This is a genomic window from Conexibacter sp. S30A1, from assembly GCF_023330665.1.
Lineage (GTDB): Bacteria > Actinomycetota > Thermoleophilia > Solirubrobacterales > Solirubrobacteraceae > Palsa-465.
The window spans coordinates 505311-524467 of sequence record NZ_CP097127.1; the positions used below are offsets into that span (position 1 = coordinate 505311).

Here is a 19157-nt window from a genome sequence, read left to right on the forward strand (position 1 = left end):
GCGTGACCGACCGGATCGAGCAGCTCGAGCGTGAGGCGCAGGCGGCGGCTGCTGTCGCCGCATCGAGTGCCGAGATCGAGGAGCTGCGCGTTCGCTACCTCGGGCGCAAGGCAGAGCTGCCAAATCTGCTGCGCGAGGTCGCGCAGCTGCCTGCGGATCAGCGATCGGCCGTCGGCAGCGCCGCCAACCGGGCCCGCCGGGCGATCGATTCACTGCTCGATCAGCGCGCCGGAGAGCTTGCTGTGAGCGAGCTCGATGCGCGCCTGCAAGCTGAGCGTGTCGACGTGACGCTGCCGGGCGACCCGCTGCCCGCGATCGGCCGTCTGCACCTCATCACCCAGACCCGGCGCGAGATCGAGGATGTCTTCATCGGGCTGGGCTTCAACGTCGCCGAGGGGCCAGAGATCGAGACCGTCAGCTACAACTTCGACGCTCTCAACCACGACGCCCAGCACCCCGCGCGGGCCTGGAGTGACACGTTCTACATCTCCGACGAGGTGCTGCTGCGCACGCACACGAGCCCGATGCAGATCAGAGCGATGGAGCTCAGCCCGCCGCCGGTCTATCTGATCGTGCCCGGCCGCGTGTACCGGCGCGACTCCGACCTCACGCACACGCCGCAGTTTCACCAGGTGGAGGGTCTGGCGGTCGATGAGGACATCACGCTGGCCGATCTCAAGGGAACACTGCTCGCGTTCGCGCGCGCGATCTTCGGGCCCGAGCGCGAAATCCGCCTGCGGCCGCACTTCTTCCCGTTCACCGAACCGAGCGTGGAGGTGGATGTCTCCTGCTTCAACTGCTCGGGCGGCGTCGTGGCGGGCGGCGAGCGCTGCGGCATCTGCAAGGGGACAGGCTGGCTTGAGATCCTCGGCTCCGGCATGGTCGACCCGAACGTGCTCGCCTACGTGGCCGGCAACGGCTACGACCCGGAGCGCGTGCAGGGCTTCGCCTTCGGGATGGGAATCGAGCGGATCGCGATGCTCAAGCATGGCGTCAGCGACCTGCGCCTCTTCTACGACAACGACATCCGTTTTCTGGAGCAATTCGCATGAGGGTGCCGATGGAGTGGCTGCGCGAGTACTGCGAGCTGCACATGGACGCCCACACGCTTGCTCAGCGTCTGGCGCTGACCGGGACCGAGGTGGAGCGGGTGGAGCACCACGGTGTGAGCGAGCTCGAGCACTTCGTGGTCGGCCACGTGCTCGAGCGGCGCAAACACCCGGATGCCGACCGGCTCAGCGTCTGCATGGTCGACACCGGCGGCTCCACACCGGCGCAGATCATCTGCGGCGCTCCGAACGTGGCCGCCGGCCAAACGGTCGGTGTGGCACGCCCCGGTGCGGTGATGCCGGACGGCACCAGGCTGCAGAAGGCCAAGCTGCGCGGCATCGTGTCGCAGGGCATGATCCTCTCCGAGCGCGAGCTCCAGATCAGCGACGAACACACCGGCATCATGGTGCTCGATCAAGCTCACGCGCCCGGCACGCCGCTGGCCGATGTTGCCCCGATCGCCACCGAAGTACTCGTCCTCGAGATCACGCCCAACCGTCCCGACTGCCTGTCGATCTACGGGGTGGCGCGCGAGGTTGCCGCCGCCACAGGAGCACAGTTGCGCCCCGCCCCTTGGGAGTACGACCCGGGCAGCTTCGGCGTGCTCGACGGCATCACGATCGTCAACCAGGCAGGCGATGAGCTGTGCCCCCGCTTCACCGCGCGCATCTTCGACGGTGTGCGCGTCGGCCCGAGCCCGCTGTGGCTGAAGGCCCGCCTGATGGCCTGCGGACAGCGCCCGATCTCGAACGTCGTCGACATCACCAACTACGTGATGCTGCTGACCGGTCAGCCGATGCATGCCTTCGACCGGGAGCGCATCGCCGGCGGGCGGCTGACGGTTCGCACTGCCCATGACGGAGAGCGGATCCAGACGCTCGACGGCCAGCAACGCACGCTGAGCGAGCGGGCGGTCGTGATCGAGGACGGTGACGGCCCAACCTCGATCGCCGGGGTGATGGGCGGCGGGCGCTCCGAGGTTTCTGACCAGACGACCAGCATCCTCAGCGAGGCGGCGACCTGGAACGGGCCGAACATCCATGCGACCTCGCAGGCGCTGGGGCTGCGCAGCGAGGCTTCAACCCGTTTTGAAAAGGGCCTTGCGCGCGAGCAGACGCTCTGGGCCCAGGCTGTCGCCACCAGGCTCTTTCAAGATCTCTGTGGCGCCACCGTCCGGCCGGGCACGCTTGACCTTGGCGCGCCCCCGCCCCCGCCAGTGACGATCCATCTGCGCGACGCGCGCATCGAGCGGTTGCTCGGCATGAGCGTCCCGCGCGCCCGTTGCCGCGAACTGCTTCAGACGATCAGTTTCGGGACCGCCGACGCCGCCGATGGCCTGGACGTCACCGTGCCGGACTTTCGACGCGCGGATGTGACACGCGAGGCGGACCTGATCGAGGAGGTCTCGCGGCTCGCGGGGCTCGAGAGCCTGCCAGCCACCCTGCCTGCACGCCGGACCGCCTTTGGACGGCTCACGGCCCCACAGCGTCTGCGGCGCAGGCTGGAGGATGGGTTGGCCGCCCATGGCCTGCACGAGATCGTCGGCTGGAGCTTTCAAGCGCCGGACGTCTCCGCGCGGCTGCTGCTGGACGGCGAGCCCGCGGTCGAGCTTGCCAACCCGATGTCCTCGGAGCAGGCGCGGATGCGCACGGGTCTGATCGCCTCGCTGCTCGACGTGGCCGCCCGCAACCACGCACGCGGTGCCACCAGGCTTGCCCTGTTCGAGTCGGGGGCGGTCTATCTGCCGGACAGCTCCGGGGTCAGCGGTGTCGCGCGCGAGCCGCACCACCTGGCGGCGCTCGTCTGCGGCGCTGTGCGGGCACCCACCTGGCGCGAGCAGCACCCGCCGCAGGCGGACTTCTTCGCCGCCAAGGGCCTGCTGGGTGCGGTGCTCGCTAGCGCCGGCGTCCCGTGGCAGCTCATGGCCGGGTCCGAACACCCATTCCTGCATCCCGGGCGTCGGGCTACGGTGCAGGTCGGGGCCGCCGGTGTCGGCTGGGTGGGCGAGATTCACCCACGGGTGGCATCAGGCTGGGGCCTGAGCGAGACGGTCGCCGCCTTCGAGATCGACCTCTCGGCGATCGAGCCACCGGGCCCGCATGCCTTCGCAGACCTGACGAGCTTCCCGGCCGTTCACGAGGATCTGGCGATCGTCGTCGGGGAGCACGTGCCCGCCAGCGAGTTGCTCGCCGTGATCGACAGCGCCGGTGCGCCGCTGCTTCGCTCGAGCGAGGTCTTCGACGTCTTTCGTGACGAGCAGCGGCTCGGCGCCGACCTGAAGTCCGTGGCCGTGCGCCTCAGCTTCGCGGCCGGCGATCGCACGCTCACCGACGAGGAGGTTGCGCGCCAGCGCCAACTGATCATCGCCGCTGTGGACGGGCAGCTCGGCGGGAGGATCCGTGACGCCCAGTAGTCAGCCGACGGTGGCCGTGTTCGGGGCCGGCGGCTATGCCGGCTCGCTGGCGGCCCGGCTGCTGCACGAACACCCCGTGTTTGAGCTGCGTCACGTCACCGCCCGCGCCGACGTGGGCCGCCGGATCGACGAGCTCTATCCTCAGCATCGCGTGCCGATGCTGCTCGAGGAGGCCGACCTTGAGCGTCACGCGCAGGTCGACGCTGCGATTGTCGCCTACCCGCATGGCGCCGCGGCCCAGTTTGTGGCGGCTTTGTACGCCCGTGGCGTACGGGTCGTCGACCTGAGTGCCGACTTCCGCCTGCGTGACCTTGCCACCTACGAGGAGTGGTATCTGCCACACCCGGAGCCCGGACTGCTCGCCGGCGCGGTCTACGGGCTTCCCGAGCTCTATCGCGCGCAGATTGCGGCTTGCGACCTGGTCGCCAACCCCGGCTGCTACCCCACGGCCACGATCCTCGCCCTCGCGCCGCTCGCGCGGGAGGGCCTCATCGCGGAGCTCGTCGTCGACGCCAAGTCGGGGGTCTCGGGTGCCGGCCGGACGGCGAGCGAGAAGACCCACTTCGTCACCGTCGACGAGAACGTCAACGCCTACGGTGTGCCGCGTCATCGTCACACGCCGGAGATTGAGCAGGAGCTTGCGGCGCTCGGCAGCAGCCTGCAAATCACGTTCACGCCCCATCTGCTGCCGCTTGACCAGGGCGAGCTTGTGTCCTGTTACGTGACGCTGAGCGACCCGCAGGTCACGCTCGAGCAGCTGCACCGCCTCTACCACGACGCCTACGACCACGAGCAGTTCGTGGAGCTCGCGAACGAGCCGCCGGGGGTTCGCGCCGTGCGCGAGACCAACATCTGCCGGATTGCGGTCTTCCGTGACGAGCGCACCGGACGTGTGATCGTGTTCGCAGCGATCGACAACCTCTGGAAGGGCACCGCCTCGCAGGCGGTTCAGAACCTGAACCTGATGTTCGGCCTGCCGGAGGGGACCGGCATCACCAGGTGAGCGGCTCGTTCTTTCAGTCGCGCTGGGTCAGCGCCCCGGCTAACGTCAGTGAGGCTTCAGATGGCCTGCTGCCGAAGGGTTTCCGGGCGGCTGGCGGCGCCTGCGGTGTGAAGGCTGACGGCGCCATGGACCTTGGACTGATCGTCTCCGACGCGCCGGCCACGACCAGCGCGGCCCGCTTCAGCCGCTCGGGCACCCAGTCGGCGCCGGTGCTCTACAGCCTGCGGGAGGCAAAGCTCTGGCAGCTGCGTGCCGTGGTTGTCAACTCCGGCAACGCCAACGCCGCGACCGGTGCCCGGGGGCTCGACGACGCTGCCGCGATGGCAGCGGCCGCGGCGGCAGCGGCGGGCGTTGACCGCCACCAGGTGGCCGTGGCCTCCACCGGCGTGATCGGCGTGCCGCTGCCCGTCGAGCGCATCCTCGACGGGCTCCCACGCCTTGGTGGCGAGCTGCGGCCCGCCGGCGGCGATGACTTCGCGCAGGCTATCCGCACCACCGACGCCTTCCCCAAGCAGGTCACGCTCGACGTGGCGCTGAGCGCCGGCAGCGTGCGCCTCAGCGTGCAGGCCAAGGGCGCCGGGATGATCTCGCCGAAGTTCGCGACGCTGCTGGTGTTCGTGCAAACGGATGCCGTCATCGAGCCCGAGGAGGCTGACCTGCTGCTGTCGGTCTGCACCAAGCGTTCGTTTGAGCGCATCAGCGTCGACGGCCAGCTCTCCACCTCGGACACGATTGTGCTGCTCGCCTCGGGCGCCTCCGGTGTGCGAATCGAGCCCAAGACGGCCGACGAACGCGCCTTTGGCGAGGCTCTCGATGCCGCCATGCGGCAGATCGCGCTGCTGGTGGTCAAGGACGGCGAGGGCGCACGCCGCGTCGGCAGGGTGGTGGTCAAGGGCGGCGACCAGCACGTCGCTGATCGCCTCGCGCACGCGATCGGCGACTCGCCACTGGTCAAGACAGCCCTCTACGGCGGCGATCCGAACTGGGGGAGGATCATCCAGGTCGTCGGGGCTGTGCTGCCGGGCATGGCGCCTCTTCACGTTGACATCTCGATCGAGGGCATCGTCGTCTGCGTCAACGGAGCCTACGTCGCCTACGACCAGCGGGCGCTCGCCGAAGCGGTGTCGGGCGATGAGGTCGAATACGAGGTTGTGCTGCCCGGCGAAGGCGCCGAGGCTGAGCGCTACTTCTCAGATCTCGGCCACGAGTATGTGACGATCAACGCGGAGTACACGACGTGAACCAGCCGCGCCCCAAACGCGATGTGGAGACGCTGCTCGAGGCGCTGCCCTACATCCGCGAGTTTTACGGCAAGACCGTGGTGATCAAATACGGCGGCGCGGCGATGGTCGACCCGCTGCTCAAGGACGAGTTCGCTCGCGACGTGGTGTTGCTCAAGTATGTGGGCATGAACCCGGTGGTGGTGCACGGCGGCGGTCCGGAGATCACCTCTTACATGCAGCGCCTGGACCTCCCGGTGCGCTTCGTGGACGGTCTGCGGGTCTCCGACGAGCAGACCGTCGAGCTTGTGAAGATGGTGCTGGTCGGCAAGGTGAACAAGGACATCGTGCTCCAGATAAACCGACACGGTCAGCCGGCGGTCGGCCTGAGCGGTGACGACGGCCTGCTGTTTCGCGCCAGCCGCATGTCTGCGCCAAGCGGCGCCGACATTGGCTTCGTCGGTCACATCGACCACGTCAACACCGGTGTGATCACCCACATCGCCGCCGACTACATACCGGTGATCGCGAGCGTCGGTGCGGACGCTGACGGTAACTCGTACAACATCAACGCCGACGACGCGGCCGCTGCGGTCGCCGCAGCGCTGGGTGCCTACAAGGTGATGTTCATGACCGATGTGGCCGGCTGGCTGCGTGACCCGAACGATCCGGAGAGCCTGATCTCCGAGGTCGGCGCGGATGCGCTTGAGCAAGCGCTGCCCGGCGTCTCAGGCGGGATGCGACCGAAGCTGAACGCGTGCCTGGAGGCCGTGCGCGCCGGGGTCAGCGCCGCCTACATCGTGGACGGACGCGTGCCGCACTCGCTGCTCACGGAACTCTTCACCGACGCCGGCTCGGGCACCAAGATCAGCTCCTTTGGTGGCCAGCTGTGACGCTCTCCGAGCTTCAGGCGCTGGAGCGCCGCTACGCGATCCCGACCTACGCGCGCAGCCCCGTGGCGTTCGTTCGTGGGGACGGTGTCAGGCTGTGGGACGATCAGGGCAACGAGTACCTTGACTTTCTGGCCGGCATCTCCGTGCTCAACGTCGGCCACTGTCATCCTCGGGTGATCGCCGCCGTCACGCAGCAGGCGGCGCAGCTCACGCACGTCTCAAACCTCTACTACACCGAGCCGGCCATGCGGCTTTCGGCCGCGCTCTCAGAGAGCTCCCTGGGCGGCAAGGTCTTTCTCTGCAACTCGGGCGCGGAGGCCAACGAGGCCGCAATCAAGCTCGCTCGGCGCCACCGTCCGGGCGGGGAGATCGTCGTGCTGCGCGACGCCTTCCACGGCCGCACCTACGGGGCGCTATCGGCCACCCCGCAGGAGGCAAAACAGGCGCCGTTTGCGCCGCTCGTCCCGGGCTTTGTGGCCTGCGAGAAGGATCCCGCCGCGCTGGCGGCAGCCGTCACGCCGCGGACCGCCGCCGTTCTGCTCGAACCGATCCAGGGGGAGGCCGGTGTGCTGCCGCTCTCAGAGGAGCTGCTCGCCGCTGCGCGCCGCGCCTGCGACGCGGCCGGCGCGGTGCTGATCTTCGACGAGGTGCAGACCGGCATGGGGCGCACCGGGACGCTCTGGGCCTATCAGCAGACCGGCGTTGTGCCGGACGCCCTGACCAGCGCCAAAGCACTGGGCGGCGGCCTGCCGATCGGCGCGCTGGTGACCGGCGCGCGCCTGGCCGACACGCTGCGTCCCGGCGACCACGGCTCCACCTTCGCCGGCGGTCCTGTCGCCTGCGCGGCGGCGCTGGTCGCGCTTGAGATCTGCTCCGAGGAGGCTCTGCTCGAGCATGTCAGGAGCGCGGGCGAGCGGCTGATGGCCGGGCTCGCGGAGCTGCCGTACGTTCAGTCCGTGCGCGGGCGGGGGCTGCTGGTCGGCGCCGAGCTCGTGCCCGGCGTGTCAGCCGTCGAACTCGCGCGGCGCGCGCTCTCGGAACAGCACCTGGTTCTGAACGCCACCGGCCCCTCGAGCCTGCGGCTGGAACCACCGCTGATCGTCACGGAGGACCAGATCGACGAGGCCCTCGCGTGTCTCGCGCGGCTGGCCTAGCGTGAGCGCTCGCGGCGAGCTCTTCACGTACGCTGACGCGGCGGCGCAGGTGCGGGCGGCGTTACCGCCAAGCTACGGGGTGACGCGGGCGCCGGACGGCGTTATCGACGTGCGTGACGAACGCCAGAAGTTGGTCTGTCGTATCCGGGTGCGGGTGCTGGCCGGCGGCAGTCAGTGGCTCACGCTCACGCCGCTGCGCGGCTACGAGCGCAAGTGCGAGCGGATCCGCTGCTGGCTTGAGCGCGGGGGCCTGCGTCCGTCCTGGCAGTGGAAGCAGGCGCGCGTGCCGATGGTGGTGGATGAGCCCGCAAACGTGGCGGCGGCGCGGGTTCTGCAACGCCTGCTCGAGATCCAGCAGGCGAACCTTCCGGGCGTGCTGGTGGGCGAGGACCCGGAGTTCCTGCACGACCTGCGGGTCGCCAACCGGCGGGCACGGAGCGTTGTGCGGCAGATGCGCGCCGCGTTTTTGCCGGAGCCAGCCGCGCGCATCGTGGCAGAGCTGCGCTGGCTTGGCGCCCAGACCGGCGCCACACGCGACCTGGAGGTGCTGCTCGTGACGCTCGACCCGGCGACCGCGGAGCTGGCGCCTGTGCGCCTGCTGCTGGAGCGCCGGCTCGCTCGCGCACGGGCCGAGATGACGGTGACGTTGCGCAGCCCGCGGGCCGCGCAGCTTGACAGGACCCTCACGCGCCTGGCGCAGGATGCCGCGCAACGGGCGCCCGCGGCGGCGCTCCCGGTGGCGGAGCTCGCCGCGGCACGGATCCGTCGTCTGCACCGCAGCATCGTCCGCGCCGGCGGCGCGATCAGCGCACCCATGGAGCCGCAGGCATACCATGCTCTGCGCAAGCAGGGCAAGGAGCTCCGCTATCTGCTTGAGCTCTTCGGCTTGGCGTTGTTCGACAACACCGCCGTGAGCGAGCTGATCACGGCGCTCAAGGAGCTGCAGGACGTGCTCGGACGCCACCAGGATTGTGCGGTACACGCCACGACGCTGCGGCAGCTCGCGCCCGAGCTGGCCGCGCAGGCGGGTGGCGCCGCCGCGCTGCTTGCCACCGGCGCCGTGATTGCCAGGCTTGAGACCCAGCAGGCAGAGGCTCGTGAGCACTTCGAGTCGAGCTTCAACGTCTTCGCGTCCGCACGACAGCGCAAGCTGGTGGCGCGAGTATTCGATTGACTGATCTGAGAGAGCGACCCGATGACCAACCCACAGCGCGACACCAGGGTGATTGCCACCTACAACATCAAGGGCGGGGTCGGCAAAACCTCCGCCGCCGTCAACCTCGCCTACCTCGCGGCTGCGGCCGGGCACCAGACGCTGCTGTGGGACCTCGACCCGCAGGCGGCCAGCACCTACCTCTTTCGCGTGCGCCCGAAGGTCAAGGGTGGCGGGCGGGGGCTGCTGCGCAAGCGCAATTCGGCTCGCGACCACATCAAGGCCACCGACCACGAGCGTCTCGACCTGTTGCCGGCCGACTTCTCCTACCGTCACCTCGACCTCGCGCTTGACCAGTTCAAGAAGCCGGCCGCCCGCCTGCGCAAGGTGCTTGCGCCACTGCGGGCTGACTACGATTACATCTTCCTGGACTGCCCGCCGAGCATTTCGCTGGTGTCCGAGGCGGTGTTTGAGGCGTCCGACGCGCTGCTCGTCCCGGTGATCCCAGCCACGCTTTCCTCGCGTGCCTATGAGCAGCTTGAGGAGCTGACGCGCGCAGGTAAGGTCGGGCGCCGCAGTGGCACCGCGACGTTCGCCTTCTTCTCGATGGCGGATGTCAGTCGCCCGCTGCACCTGCAGGTGATGGAGCGCCTGCGCGGCATCGACCAGCTGACGGTGCTCGGGGTTGCGATACCCACCGCTGACGAGGTGGAGCTGATGGGGGAGGAGCGCAACCCGGTGAACGTATTCGCGCCCGCCAGCGCGGCAGCTGTGGCCTACGTGGCGCTCTGGACCGAGATCGAGCGGCGGCTGCGCCCCTCCGCGCCGCCCGCCGGGAGCTAGGCCCGCAGTTGTCCGACGAGGATCAGAAATCACCTCAGCCTGGCCGGCCGCGCGTCGCCGACCGGGTTGTGCGTCACCGCAGCTGGGTCGTCGCGGCCACGCTCGTCGTGGTGATCGTCCTCTTCAGCCTGATCGCCGGTCGTGCCCGCACACGCGGACGCCCGCCGGTGGTCCAGTTTGGCGTTCAGGTCCGCCCGCCCTCAGCCTCCGGTCTGGTCTACACGAACGGCTGGCTGGTCTCGGGCGGTGCAGAGCAGGTGGCCGTGTACGCGGGAAGCGAGGCATCGAACCGCGCTGACGGACTGCTCCTGATCGTGCAAGTGAGCGCTCACCGCCACCGCAGCGCGCGCGTGGTCATCCGTGGCAGCGGTGCGGTGACGCTGCTGCGGCCCGCATCGCCTGCCACGGTGACGGCGGCTCTGCACGCGCAGCTGCGGTTCATAACCGCCGCCGGTGCCACGGGCATCCTCGACGTGGGCGACGGTCGCACCGCGTTCATCCACTGAGCCTCCAAGCTGGGGCTGGGGACATCACCTACGCCCCAAAGCTCGCGCCGGCCCGCCAGTTTGTGCATCCGGTGCGCCTGAGACGCTCGGTTTTACCCAAATCAGGGCGAGGGCGTCTGATTTGGGGCGCAGGGGTGGTCAGCGTTGGCTCACGGTCGGTCAGCTCGCCCGCCGGGGTGCTCGAGCCTGGCGCTTGACAACGGCTCGGGGATCAGGCGCTCATCGCCTGCGCTGATGGCGTCGGCGAGCAGGCGCCCGGAGGCGAGCCCCAGCGAAAGCCCGCGCCCGCCGTGCCCGGAGGCGATCCACAGATGCTCCTGCCCTGGGACTCGCCCCAGCAACGGACGGTTGTCAAAGGACTTGGGGCGCGCGCAGACGAGCGTCGAGCGCACGCGCGCCTGGGCGAGCGACGGTACGAACCGTGGTCCGCGGTCGAGCAGCCGCGGGCCCCAGTCCTCGCCGCGCGGCTCCTCACCCGCCAGCAATGTCGAGCCGACCGCCAGCCAGCTCGGGCTGTCGAGCAGCGTGAACGGTGCCACGTCATCGATCGCGCCTGCCAGCAGCCCGCGCGTGAGCGTCCCCTCGATCAGCGCGTGCCGGGGGTGGCGGGTGAGCTCCACCAGCACGATCACCCCCCACAGCGGCGTGACCGCACCGGCGTCGATCAGCCCATCCAGGGCTGGCCCGGTGCCTGTGCCGGCGGCGACCACGACCTCGCCGTGCGTGCGTCGTAGCGCCGCCAGATCGGCGGCCTCGCCCAGCAGAAAGCGCACGCCCGCCGCACGGGCGTGCTCGGCCACCGTCTCGGTCGCGGTGAGCGGGCTGATCGGATAGCCCGTGTGCAGCAGACAGCCCCACATGTCGCCGGCCAGGAGCGGCTCCTCCGCAAGCGCCTGCTGGGGGTCGAGCACCGCGGGCGCGAGCTCGGGAAAGCTGCCGTAGTGGGCCGCCAGCTCGCGCGCGGTCGCTTCGTCCTCGACCAGCAGCATCGCGCCGACCGGCTCGCCCGGCATCGCCGCGCCGAGGAACTCGCCAAGCAGCGCCACGTTCTCCTCATAGAGCGCGGTCGTGAGCGCGTCGTAGGTGTGCTCGACCAGGCCGTTATTGCGCCCCGACGCACCGGCTCCGATCCCCGACCGGTCGAGCACGGTCACCGACATACCGTGCTGGGCGAGGAAGTACGCGCTGGCGCAGCCGACGATCCCGGCGCCGATGATCGCAACGTCTGAAGCCATCAGCCAGCGAGACTACGCTAGTGCTCGTGTCAACGCTTCCAGTCAAAGACTTCAGTCCGCAGGCGGTCCGCTCCTTCCAGTTCACCTACCGCAGCATCGCCCCGGACGGGCAGGTGCGGCTCGGCTATGCGCTCGACGACAACGAGTTCGAGGAGCGCTTCGAGTTCCCGGCCCCGCGTGTGCAGACCCCGGCGCTCGAAGGTCTGCTCGACCTGCTGCACTGGATCGCCGGCATCAGCTACTACAAGGCGGCGGTGCCACAGCACCTAGTCTGCGAGACCGGCGCCCCGCCCGCTGCGGCCGCGCAGCTGCTGGCGGCGCTCTACTCCGAGGGCCTCGCCGAGTTTGCCTATGTGAACTCGCTCGAGGCGCTGCCGCGCCCGCAGTTCCCCCGCGGCGACGACACGACCCCGAGCGCCCAGCAGCGCGAGCTGCGCTCGCTGCTGGTGCCCCTCGGCGGTGGCAAGGATTCCGCGGTGGCGGTTGAGGTCGCTCGCGCAAGCGGCCTCGAGGTGACGTTGTTCTCGGTTGGTGACGCGCCACCGATCCGCGCAAGCGCCGAGGTCGCGAGCCTGCCGCGCCTGATCATCAGGCGCACCCTTGACCCGCGGCTGCTTGAGCTCAATGCGCGCGGCGCGCTCAACGGGCACGTCCCGGTCACCGCGATCGTCAGCGCTGTGGCGCTGCTCGCCGCCGCCACCCAGGGGATCGACGCGGTGGCGATGGCCAACGAGCGCAGCGCCTCGGTCGGCAGTCTCCAGTGGCAGGGCGTAGAGGTCAACCACCAGTTCTCCAAGGGCCGTCGCGCCGAACGGCTGCTGGCGGACGCCACCGCCGAAATCGACGGCGCCCCGCGGATCTTCTCGCTCCTGCGTCCCGCCTCAGAGCTCTCGATCGCCAGGGCCTTTGCGCGGCTCGAGCGCTACCACCCGGTGTTCACCAGCTGCAACCGCGTGTTCGCGCTCGACCCGCAGCGGCGCACCAGCTCCTGGTGCTGTAACTGCGACAAGTGCCGTTTCGTGTTTCTGATCCTGGCACCGTTCAGCACTCCCGAGCACATGCTTGAGATCTTCGGCGCCGACCTGCTCGATGATGCCTCCCAGTACGACGGGTTCGTCCGCCTGGTCGGCGGCGTGGATCAGAAGCCGTTCGAGTGCGTGGGCGAGCTGCAGGAGAGCCTCGCGGCCGTCCAGCTGCTCGACGCAAGCCCGCTGTGGCGCGAGCACGCCAACGTCAGGCGGCTGGCTGGCGCCGTGCTCGCAGGCCATGAGCTCAGCGCCGGGCAGATCGCTGCGCTATTTGAGCTGGGCGAGGAGCACGACATCCCGGGCGAGCTGATCGGCTCGGTGCGTGAAGTTCTCGGAGCTTGACGGACGGCGGGTCGCGCTCTGGGGGCTGGGGCGCGAGACCCGCGCGCTGCGCGACCAGCTGGCGGCGCGCCTGCCGGCCACGGTGATCAGCGCCGTGATCGATGAGGACACCCCGCAGGAGGAGGCGCGTGCAGCGCTCGCGCACGCCGACGTGCTGATCCGCTCGCCCGGCGTCTCGATCTACAAGCCGCTGATCCAGGCCGCCCGCGCCGCCGGCCTGCCCGTCGGCACCGCCACCGGCCTATGGCTGGCCGAGCGCGGTGGCCGGCATGTGATCGGCGTGACCGGCACCAAGGGCAAGAGCACCACCGCCACGATCGTCGCGCACCTGCTGCGCCGCGCGGGCATGAGCGTCGAGCTGGCCGGCAACATCGGCCGACCGGTGATCGAGCTGATCGGACTCGACCCCGCGACCTGGGTGGTGCTCGAGCTCTCGAGCTACCAGATCGCCGACCTGGAGGTCGGGCCGGAGGTCGCGCTGCTCACCAACCTCTCGCGCGAGCACACCGACTGGCACGGCAGCGAGCAGCGCTACCGCGCCGACAAGCTGCGGCTCTTTGACCTGCCCGGGGTCCGCGCCGCGGTTCGCCCGCTTGGCGACCGCGGCGACTGGCCGCTGGTCGTGCCGGCCGCCGCGGTCCCGCTGCGCGGCGCGCACAACGCGCAGAACGTCGCGGCCGCGGTGGCGGCGATCCAGGCGGCCGGACTGCCGCTGCCCGACCTCCCCGGCGCGCTGACGGGGCTTGAGCCGCTGCCGCACCGTCTGCAGACGGTGCACGTCGACGCGCGTGGGGTCGAGTGGGTTGACGACAGCATCTCGACCACGCCGGCATCGGCGGTGGCGGCGATCGAAGCCTTTGCCGGGCGGTCACTGGTGCTGATCGCCGGCGGTGCCGACCGCGCTCAGGATTACGCTCCGCTCGGACAGGCGCTCGCCTTGCGCCGTGAGCCGACGGCGCTCGTGCTGCTGCCCGACACCGGCGAGGCGATCGCTGCCGCCGCGGCGGCCTTTGGTTTCGCCGCGGCCCGCATGTCGACAGCGGGAGACATGCGGGAGGCAACACGCCTGGCCGCCTCGCGCGCGCAGCCCGGCGCGGTGATCCTGCTTTCGCCCGCGGCGCCGAGCTTCAACGCCTACCGCGACTTCGAGGAACGCGGCGATCACTTCGCCGCGTTAGCCTTGCGAACGTGACCGAACCGACCGCAACCTACCTGGCCAGGCCCGAGGACGTGCAGCGCGTGCTGCTGCTCTACAGCGGCGGCCTGGACACGAGCGTGATGCTCAAGTGGATTCAGGACGAGTACCAGGCCGAGGTGGTGGCGCTGACCGTCAACCTCGGCCAGCCTGGCGAGGACTACGACGTCGTGCGCGGCAAGGCGCTTTCGCTGGGGGCCGTGGAGGCGCATGTGGTCGACGCGCGCGAGGAGTTCGCGCGCGAGTACGTCGTGCCCGCGATCCGCGCCAATGCCATATACGGCCTCGGCTACCCGCTGTTCACGGCGCTCGGGCGGCCGTTGATCGCCAAGCTGGCGGTTGAGCTGGCGCGCCAGACCGGCTGCGACACGATCGCGCACGGGTGCACCGGCAAGGGCAACGACCAGGTGCGGATCGAGTCGACCGTCGCGACGCTGGCACCGGAGCTCAAGGTGATCGCGCCCGTGCGGTCGTGGAAGATGGGTCGCAACGAGGAGGCCGCCTACGCGCGCGAGCACGGAATCCCGGTCAAGGGCGGGGCCGAGGTCGCGCCCTACTCGATCGACGACAACCTCTGGGGACGCTCGAGTGAAGGCCGCTGGATCGAGGATCTGTCGGTGGCCCCGCAGGAGGACGTATTCCAGCTGGTGACGCGTCCAGAACTCGCCCCGGACGAGCCGGAGACGATCGAGATCGAGTTCGAGGCCGGGGTGCCGGTTGCCCTGGACGGCACGCGCCTGGGTCTGGTGGAGCTGCTTGACCGGGTCGCGGCGGCTGGCATGCGTCACGGGGTCGGGATCGTCGACCACATCGAGGACCGGATCGTGGGCCTCAAGGTGCGAGACATCTACGAGGTGCCGGCGGCAGCGATTCTGTTGCCGGCGCACGCCGAGCTCGAACGGCTGGTAGGCACCATCCACCAGAACCAGTTCAAGACGATGCTCGACCAGAAGTGGGCCTACCTGGTCTATGCGGGGCTGTGGTGGGAGCCGCTGCGCTCGGACCTCGACGCCTACATGCTGGCCGCCAACTCACAGGTCACCGGCCGGATCGGGGTGAAGCTGTTCAAGGGGTCGGCGCGAGTGGTGACCAGGCAGTCGCCCTACGCGGTCTACGACGCTCAGCTTGCGAGTTTTGCGGAGTCAGGCGGGCTGTTCAGCCAGGAGGCGTCGCCGGGCTTCATCGAGCTGTGGTCGCTGCAGTCGCGGATGGCCTGGCAGGTGCGCAACAGCCGATGAGCCGCTGGCCGTGGCGCCGGCGGGCGGTGGCTGGGCCCCCGGCACCCGAGCCTGCCCGCCAGGTCGAGCCCGAGGCGCGGACGGCGCCAGAGCCCGCCGTGCGGCCGCTGCCCGACTCCGAGCCGGGGCAGCGGCCCGATGGTGGCGGCGAGTTCGCTGGTGGCGTTTCGCCGGCGCGGCTGGACGAGGCGCTCAGGCGTCTGCGTGAGCGTACGCCCGCGCGCGAGGACGACCCCCCGGTGCAGCCAGGGGGCTAGCGGCGCGGGGCGAGCCTTCAAGCAAGGTCTGCGCAATTTGCTTGAGGACCGGGTTTGACTGTCCGGGCAGGGGCCTATCCTCGGTTCTCCGATGAGCCTCGGCTGCGCGCACCTCCACGTCCACTCTGAGTACTCGCTGCTCGACGGCGCCGCCAAGATCGACCGTCTCGCGGAGCGGGCGGCGGCGTTCGGGCAACCGGCGCTGGCGCTCACCGATCACGGCGTCATGAACGGCGCCGTTGAGCTGTATCAGGCTTGCAAGAAGCATGGCATCAAGCCGATTCAGGGCTGTGAGGTGTATGTCACAGACGACCGCACCAAGCGTGGCAAGCGCTATCACCTGACGCTGCTGGCTGAGAACGCGGTCGGTTACCAGAACCTTGTGAAGCTCTGCTCAGCAGGCTTTCTGGAGGGCCTGCAGCGCGGCAAGCCGACGGTCGACGCGGAGCTGATGGCCAAGTACTCGGAGGGGGTTATCGCCTTCACCGGCTGTCTCGCCTCGCGCTTCTGTCAGGCGCTGGTGGCCGACCGCGAGGACGAGGCGCGGGCGGTCGCCGACGAGCTGATCCAGATCTATGGGCCTGAGGATGTGTACTTCGAGGTTCAGAACAACGGCATCGCCGCTCAGGACAAGGCGAACCTCGGGATCGAGCGGATCGCGCGGGAGCTCGGCCGGCCGCTGATCGGCACCGGTGACGTGCACTACCTGCGCCGTGAGGACTATGACAACCACACGGCGCTGCTCTGCGTGCAGACGAAGTCGACGCTCGAGGCGCCAAAGCTGACCTTTGACACCAACGAGTTCTACCTGCGCTCCACCGACGAGATGGTGCAGAAGTTTGCCCGCTGGCCGCAGGCGCTGGCTTCGACCCTGGAGGTGGCCGAGCGCTGCGATGTCGAGATCGAGCTCGGCAAGCAGCTGATCCCACGCTTCGACTGTCCGGACGGGATGGTCGAGTCCGAGTATCTGCGCCAGCTCGTGATGGAGGGCCTTGCCTGGCGCTTCGGCGACCCGGTGCCGGCCCAGGCGCTCGAGCGCGCCGAGTATGAGCTGGGCGTGATCGAGCGCATGGGTTACAGCGGTTACTTCCTCATCGTCTGGGACTTCATCAAGTGGGCGCGGGACCACGGCATCCCCGTCGGGCCCGGTCGCGGGTCGGCGGCGGGGTCACTGGTCGCCTACGCGACCCGCATCACGGACCTCGACCCGTTGCGTTACGACCTGCTGTTCGAGCGCTTCCTCAACCCCGAGCGCGTGTCGATGCCGGACATCGACATCGACTTCTCGGTGCGTGGCCGCGAACAGGTGATCCAGTACGTGACCGACAAGTACGGCCGGGATTCGGTGGCGCAGATCATCACCTTCGGCAAGATGTTCCCGCGCGCCGCCACCCGGGACGCGGCCCGCGTACTGGGCTATCCCTATGCGCTCGGCGACAAGCTGGCCAAGCTGATCCCCGACCCGGAGCAGGGACGCGCACCGAAGTTCGAGGATTGCCTTGCGCCAGGCCAGCCGCTGGCGGTCGAGGTGCAGAGCAACGCCGATTCGCACCGCATCGTGGAGGTCGCAAAGGGACTTGAGGGGATCGTCCGCAACGCCTCGATCCATGCCGCCGCGGTCGTTATCGCGCCGCAACCGCTCACAGACCTGGTGCCGGTGCAGCTCGCCGACACCAACCGCACCGACGAGCGTGGCGAGAAGATTTATCGCACCGTCACGCAATTCTCGATGAAACCAGTCGAGGCCATGGGCCTGTTGAAGATGGACTTCCTCGGTCTGCGCAACCTCGACGTGATCGAGGATGCGCTCGACATCATCGAGCGCTCCACCGGCAGTCGTCCGGACATGGCCACGCTGCCGCTCGATGACGAGAAGACCTACCGAATGCTCGCCCGTGGCGAGTCGATCGGCGTGTTCCAGTTCGAGTCCGAGGGCTTCAGGGAGGCGCTCAAGCGCGTACGCCCCACCGAGTTCGACGACCTCGTGGCGCTCGGTGCGCTCTACCGACCCGGGGCGATGGACTCGATCCCCGCCTACGCGCGCGGCAAGCACGACCCCGACTCGATCGACTACCACGATGAGCGTCTGCGCCCGATTCTCGAGTCAACCAAGGGCGTGATCATCTACCAGGAGCAGGCGATGATGATCTCCCGCCAGCTCGCGGGCTTCAGTGGCGCCAAGGCCGACGACCTGCGCAAGGCGATCGGCAAGAAGAATCGTGAGGCGATGGCCAAGCTGAAGCCCGAGTTCGTGGCCGGCTGTCGTGCGTCGGGAACCAGCGAGAGCGTGATCGACTGGATCTGGACCACCAACGAGAAGTCCGCGGACTACTCGTTCAACAAGTCCCACGCCGCCTGCTACGCGCTGATCTCCTACCGCACGGCGTGGCTGCGGGCCAACTACCCGGCGCAGTACATGGCGGCGCTGATCTCCTCGGTGATGGACACCAAGGACAAGGTGCCGTTCTTCGTCGCTCAGGCTGAGCAGATGGGGATTCAGATCCTGCCGCCCGACGTCAACCTCTCAGACCACCGTTTCGTGGTGGTCGACGGCAACATCCGCTTCGGGCTGGATGCCGTAAAGGGGGTCGGCTACGCGGCCGTGGAGGCGATCAAAGCCGCGCGTGCGGATGGGCCGTTCATCGACATCTTTGACTTCTGCGAGCGCGTCGACAGCCGGGCTGTGAACAAGAAGGCGATCGAGGCGCTGATCAAGTGCGGCGCCTTTGGCACCACCGGCGCAACGCGCATGGGCATGCTCTCGGTACTCGAACAGGCGCAGGCGGCTGGTCAAAAGGCGCAGCAGGACGCCCAGATCGGCCAGGGCTCGATCTTCGATCTCGGTGTGGACCTCGGTGGCGACGGCGGTGCGGCGTCTGCTGGCCGTCCGAGCCACGCGCCGATCCCCACCGGGGAGTTTGAGCAGGGCGAGCTGCTCGCCATGGAGAAGGAGTCCGTGGGGCTCTACATCTCGGCGCATCCGCTGAAGGCGGTCGGTGCTGCGCTCGCGGTCCGCACCGACGTGAACCTCGGGGCGCTCGGCGAGCGCCGGGACGGGGAACGAGTGACGCTCGGCGGCATGATCGGTCAGCTCAGGCGCCTGCGCACCAAGAAGGGGGATCCGATGGTGTTCGCGACACTGGAGGACCTCCACGGCTCGGTGGAGCTCGTGATCTTTGCCGACGCCCTTGAGGATGCCGGGGAGGCCGTCCAGCAGGACGCGCTTGTGATCGTCAAGGGCAAGGTTGACCACAAGGATGCGGCTAGGACGTGCGTGGTGGTCTCCTCGGTTGAGCGCTTCGCGCCGACCGACACCGAGCTGCGCGCGGCAGAGCGAGAGGCGGCCTCAATCCCAGCCGCCCCGGAGCCGCTTCAGATCCGGCTGAATGCAGACCTGGTTGCGTCCGACCTCATCGATGACCTGCGTGAGATCCTCACGGCCTATCCCGGTGACGCCGAGGTCGTGCTCGCGCTCGAGGGCTCAAGCGGTACACGCAGGCTGAGGCTGGGCAACGGCTACCGGGTGATGCGCACCGCCGGCCTGCACGCCGAGCTGGCCCAGCAGCTGGGGGCTGCGTTGCTGCCGGCAGCACCGGGTAACGCCGCTGCGGCGGCGTGAGCGCGCGG

General features: G+C 69.2%; 15 protein-coding genes. 14 read left to right on the forward strand and 1 reads right to left on the reverse strand.

Annotated features, from left to right (window positions below; all coding sequences use genetic code 11):
* Positions 1-2: 2 nt before the first annotated feature.
* Genes pheS through M3M54_RS02595 form a run of 9 tightly spaced genes read left to right on the forward strand, consistent with a single transcriptional unit; the run spans position 3 to position 10235 of the window.
* On the forward strand, positions 3-1052 hold the full coding sequence (gene pheS / locus M3M54_RS02555; RefSeq protein ID WP_371878637.1) for a phenylalanine--tRNA ligase subunit alpha: 1050 nt from the start codon (positions 3-5) through the stop codon (positions 1050-1052).
* Positions 1049-3463: a phenylalanine--tRNA ligase subunit beta gene (gene pheT / locus M3M54_RS02560; protein WP_249020616.1), complete on the forward strand. Its 2415-nt coding sequence runs from the start codon at positions 1049-1051 to the stop codon at positions 3461-3463. Before pheS ends, pheT begins: the two co-directional genes overlap by 4 nt.
* The gene (argC, locus tag M3M54_RS02565; protein WP_249020617.1) at positions 3450-4466 is read left to right on the forward strand and encodes an N-acetyl-gamma-glutamyl-phosphate reductase; all 1017 of its coding nucleotides are present in this window, start codon (positions 3450-3452) and stop codon (positions 4464-4466) included. The genes pheT and argC overlap by 14 nt, the downstream gene beginning before the upstream one ends.
* Positions 4463-5707 (forward strand): bifunctional glutamate N-acetyltransferase/amino-acid acetyltransferase ArgJ, encoded by a 1245-nt coding sequence (gene argJ, locus M3M54_RS02570; protein WP_249020618.1) that lies wholly within the window; start codon positions 4463-4465, stop codon positions 5705-5707. Before argC ends, argJ begins: the two co-directional genes overlap by 4 nt.
* Positions 5704-6579 carry an acetylglutamate kinase gene (argB, locus tag M3M54_RS02575; protein ID WP_249020619.1) on the forward strand — a complete coding sequence of 292 codons (876 nt, stop codon included), beginning with the start codon at positions 5704-5706 and terminating at the stop codon, positions 6577-6579. The genes argJ and argB overlap by 4 nt, the downstream gene beginning before the upstream one ends.
* Complete coding sequence (locus M3M54_RS02580; RefSeq protein ID WP_249020620.1) at positions 6576-7733, forward strand: acetylornithine/succinylornithine family transaminase; 1158 nt, start codon at positions 6576-6578, stop codon at positions 7731-7733. The genes argB and M3M54_RS02580 overlap by 4 nt, the downstream gene beginning before the upstream one ends.
* Position 7734: 1 nt before the next feature.
* Entirely contained in the window at positions 7735-8907 is a 1173-nt protein-coding gene (locus M3M54_RS02585) for a CHAD domain-containing protein (protein WP_249020621.1), read from the forward strand.
* Positions 8908-8928: 21 nt separating this feature from the next.
* Positions 8929-9729, forward strand: coding sequence for a ParA family protein (locus tag M3M54_RS02590; RefSeq protein WP_249020622.1), 801 nt, complete (start codon positions 8929-8931; stop codon positions 9727-9729).
* 8 nt (positions 9730-9737) lie between these two features.
* Positions 9738-10235 carry a hypothetical protein gene (locus tag M3M54_RS02595; RefSeq protein ID WP_249020623.1) on the forward strand — a complete coding sequence of 166 codons (498 nt, stop codon included), beginning with the start codon at positions 9738-9740 and terminating at the stop codon, positions 10233-10235.
* Positions 10236-10384: 149 nt separating this feature from the next.
* Here the strand turns inward: M3M54_RS02595 and M3M54_RS02600 are convergent, their stop codons facing one another.
* Positions 10385-11470: an FAD-binding oxidoreductase gene (locus M3M54_RS02600; protein ID WP_249020624.1), complete on the reverse strand. Its 1086-nt coding sequence runs from the start codon at positions 11468-11470 to the stop codon at positions 10385-10387.
* Positions 11471-11496: 26 nt separating this feature from the next.
* Here M3M54_RS02600 and M3M54_RS02605 point away from each other — a divergent pair, with 26 nt between their 5' ends.
* The 5 genes from M3M54_RS02605 (at position 11497) to dnaE (ending at position 19149) form a co-directional block, all read left to right on the forward strand.
* Positions 11497-12840 carry a hypothetical protein gene (locus M3M54_RS02605; RefSeq protein ID WP_249020625.1) on the forward strand — a complete coding sequence of 448 codons (1344 nt, stop codon included), beginning with the start codon at positions 11497-11499 and terminating at the stop codon, positions 12838-12840.
* A complete protein-coding gene (gene murD / locus M3M54_RS02610) occupies positions 12821-14032 on the forward strand; it encodes a UDP-N-acetylmuramoyl-L-alanine--D-glutamate ligase (protein WP_249020626.1) in 1212 nt (403 codons plus the stop codon). Before M3M54_RS02605 ends, murD begins: the two co-directional genes overlap by 20 nt.
* Positions 14029-15273: an argininosuccinate synthase gene (locus M3M54_RS02615; RefSeq protein WP_249020627.1), complete on the forward strand. Its 1245-nt coding sequence runs from the start codon at positions 14029-14031 to the stop codon at positions 15271-15273. The genes murD and M3M54_RS02615 overlap by 4 nt, the downstream gene beginning before the upstream one ends.
* Positions 15270-15530: a hypothetical protein gene (locus M3M54_RS02620; RefSeq protein WP_249020628.1), complete on the forward strand. Its 261-nt coding sequence runs from the start codon at positions 15270-15272 to the stop codon at positions 15528-15530. Before M3M54_RS02615 ends, M3M54_RS02620 begins: the two co-directional genes overlap by 4 nt.
* Positions 15531-15621: 91 nt before the next feature.
* The gene (gene dnaE, locus M3M54_RS02625) at positions 15622-19149 is read left to right on the forward strand and encodes a DNA polymerase III subunit alpha (protein WP_249020629.1); all 3528 of its coding nucleotides are present in this window, start codon (positions 15622-15624) and stop codon (positions 19147-19149) included.
* The last annotated feature ends 8 nt before the right edge of the window (positions 19150-19157 follow it).

Coding starts and splice junctions, on each gene's coding strand:
- dnaE (WP_249020629.1), top strand. CDS start 15,622: ATGAGCCTCGGCTGCGCGCACCTCCACGTCCACTCTGAGTACTCGCTG.
- pheT (WP_249020616.1), top strand. CDS start 1,049: ATGAGGGTGCCGATGGAGTGGCTGCGCGAGTACTGCGAGCTGCACATG.
- M3M54_RS02600 (WP_249020624.1), bottom strand. CDS start 11,470: ATGGCTTCAGACGTTGCGATCATCGGCGCCGGGATCGTCGGCTGCGCC.
- M3M54_RS02620 (WP_249020628.1), top strand. CDS start 15,270: ATGAGCCGCTGGCCGTGGCGCCGGCGGGCGGTGGCTGGGCCCCCGGCA.
- M3M54_RS02590 (WP_249020622.1), top strand. CDS start 8,929: ATGACCAACCCACAGCGCGACACCAGGGTGATTGCCACCTACAACATC.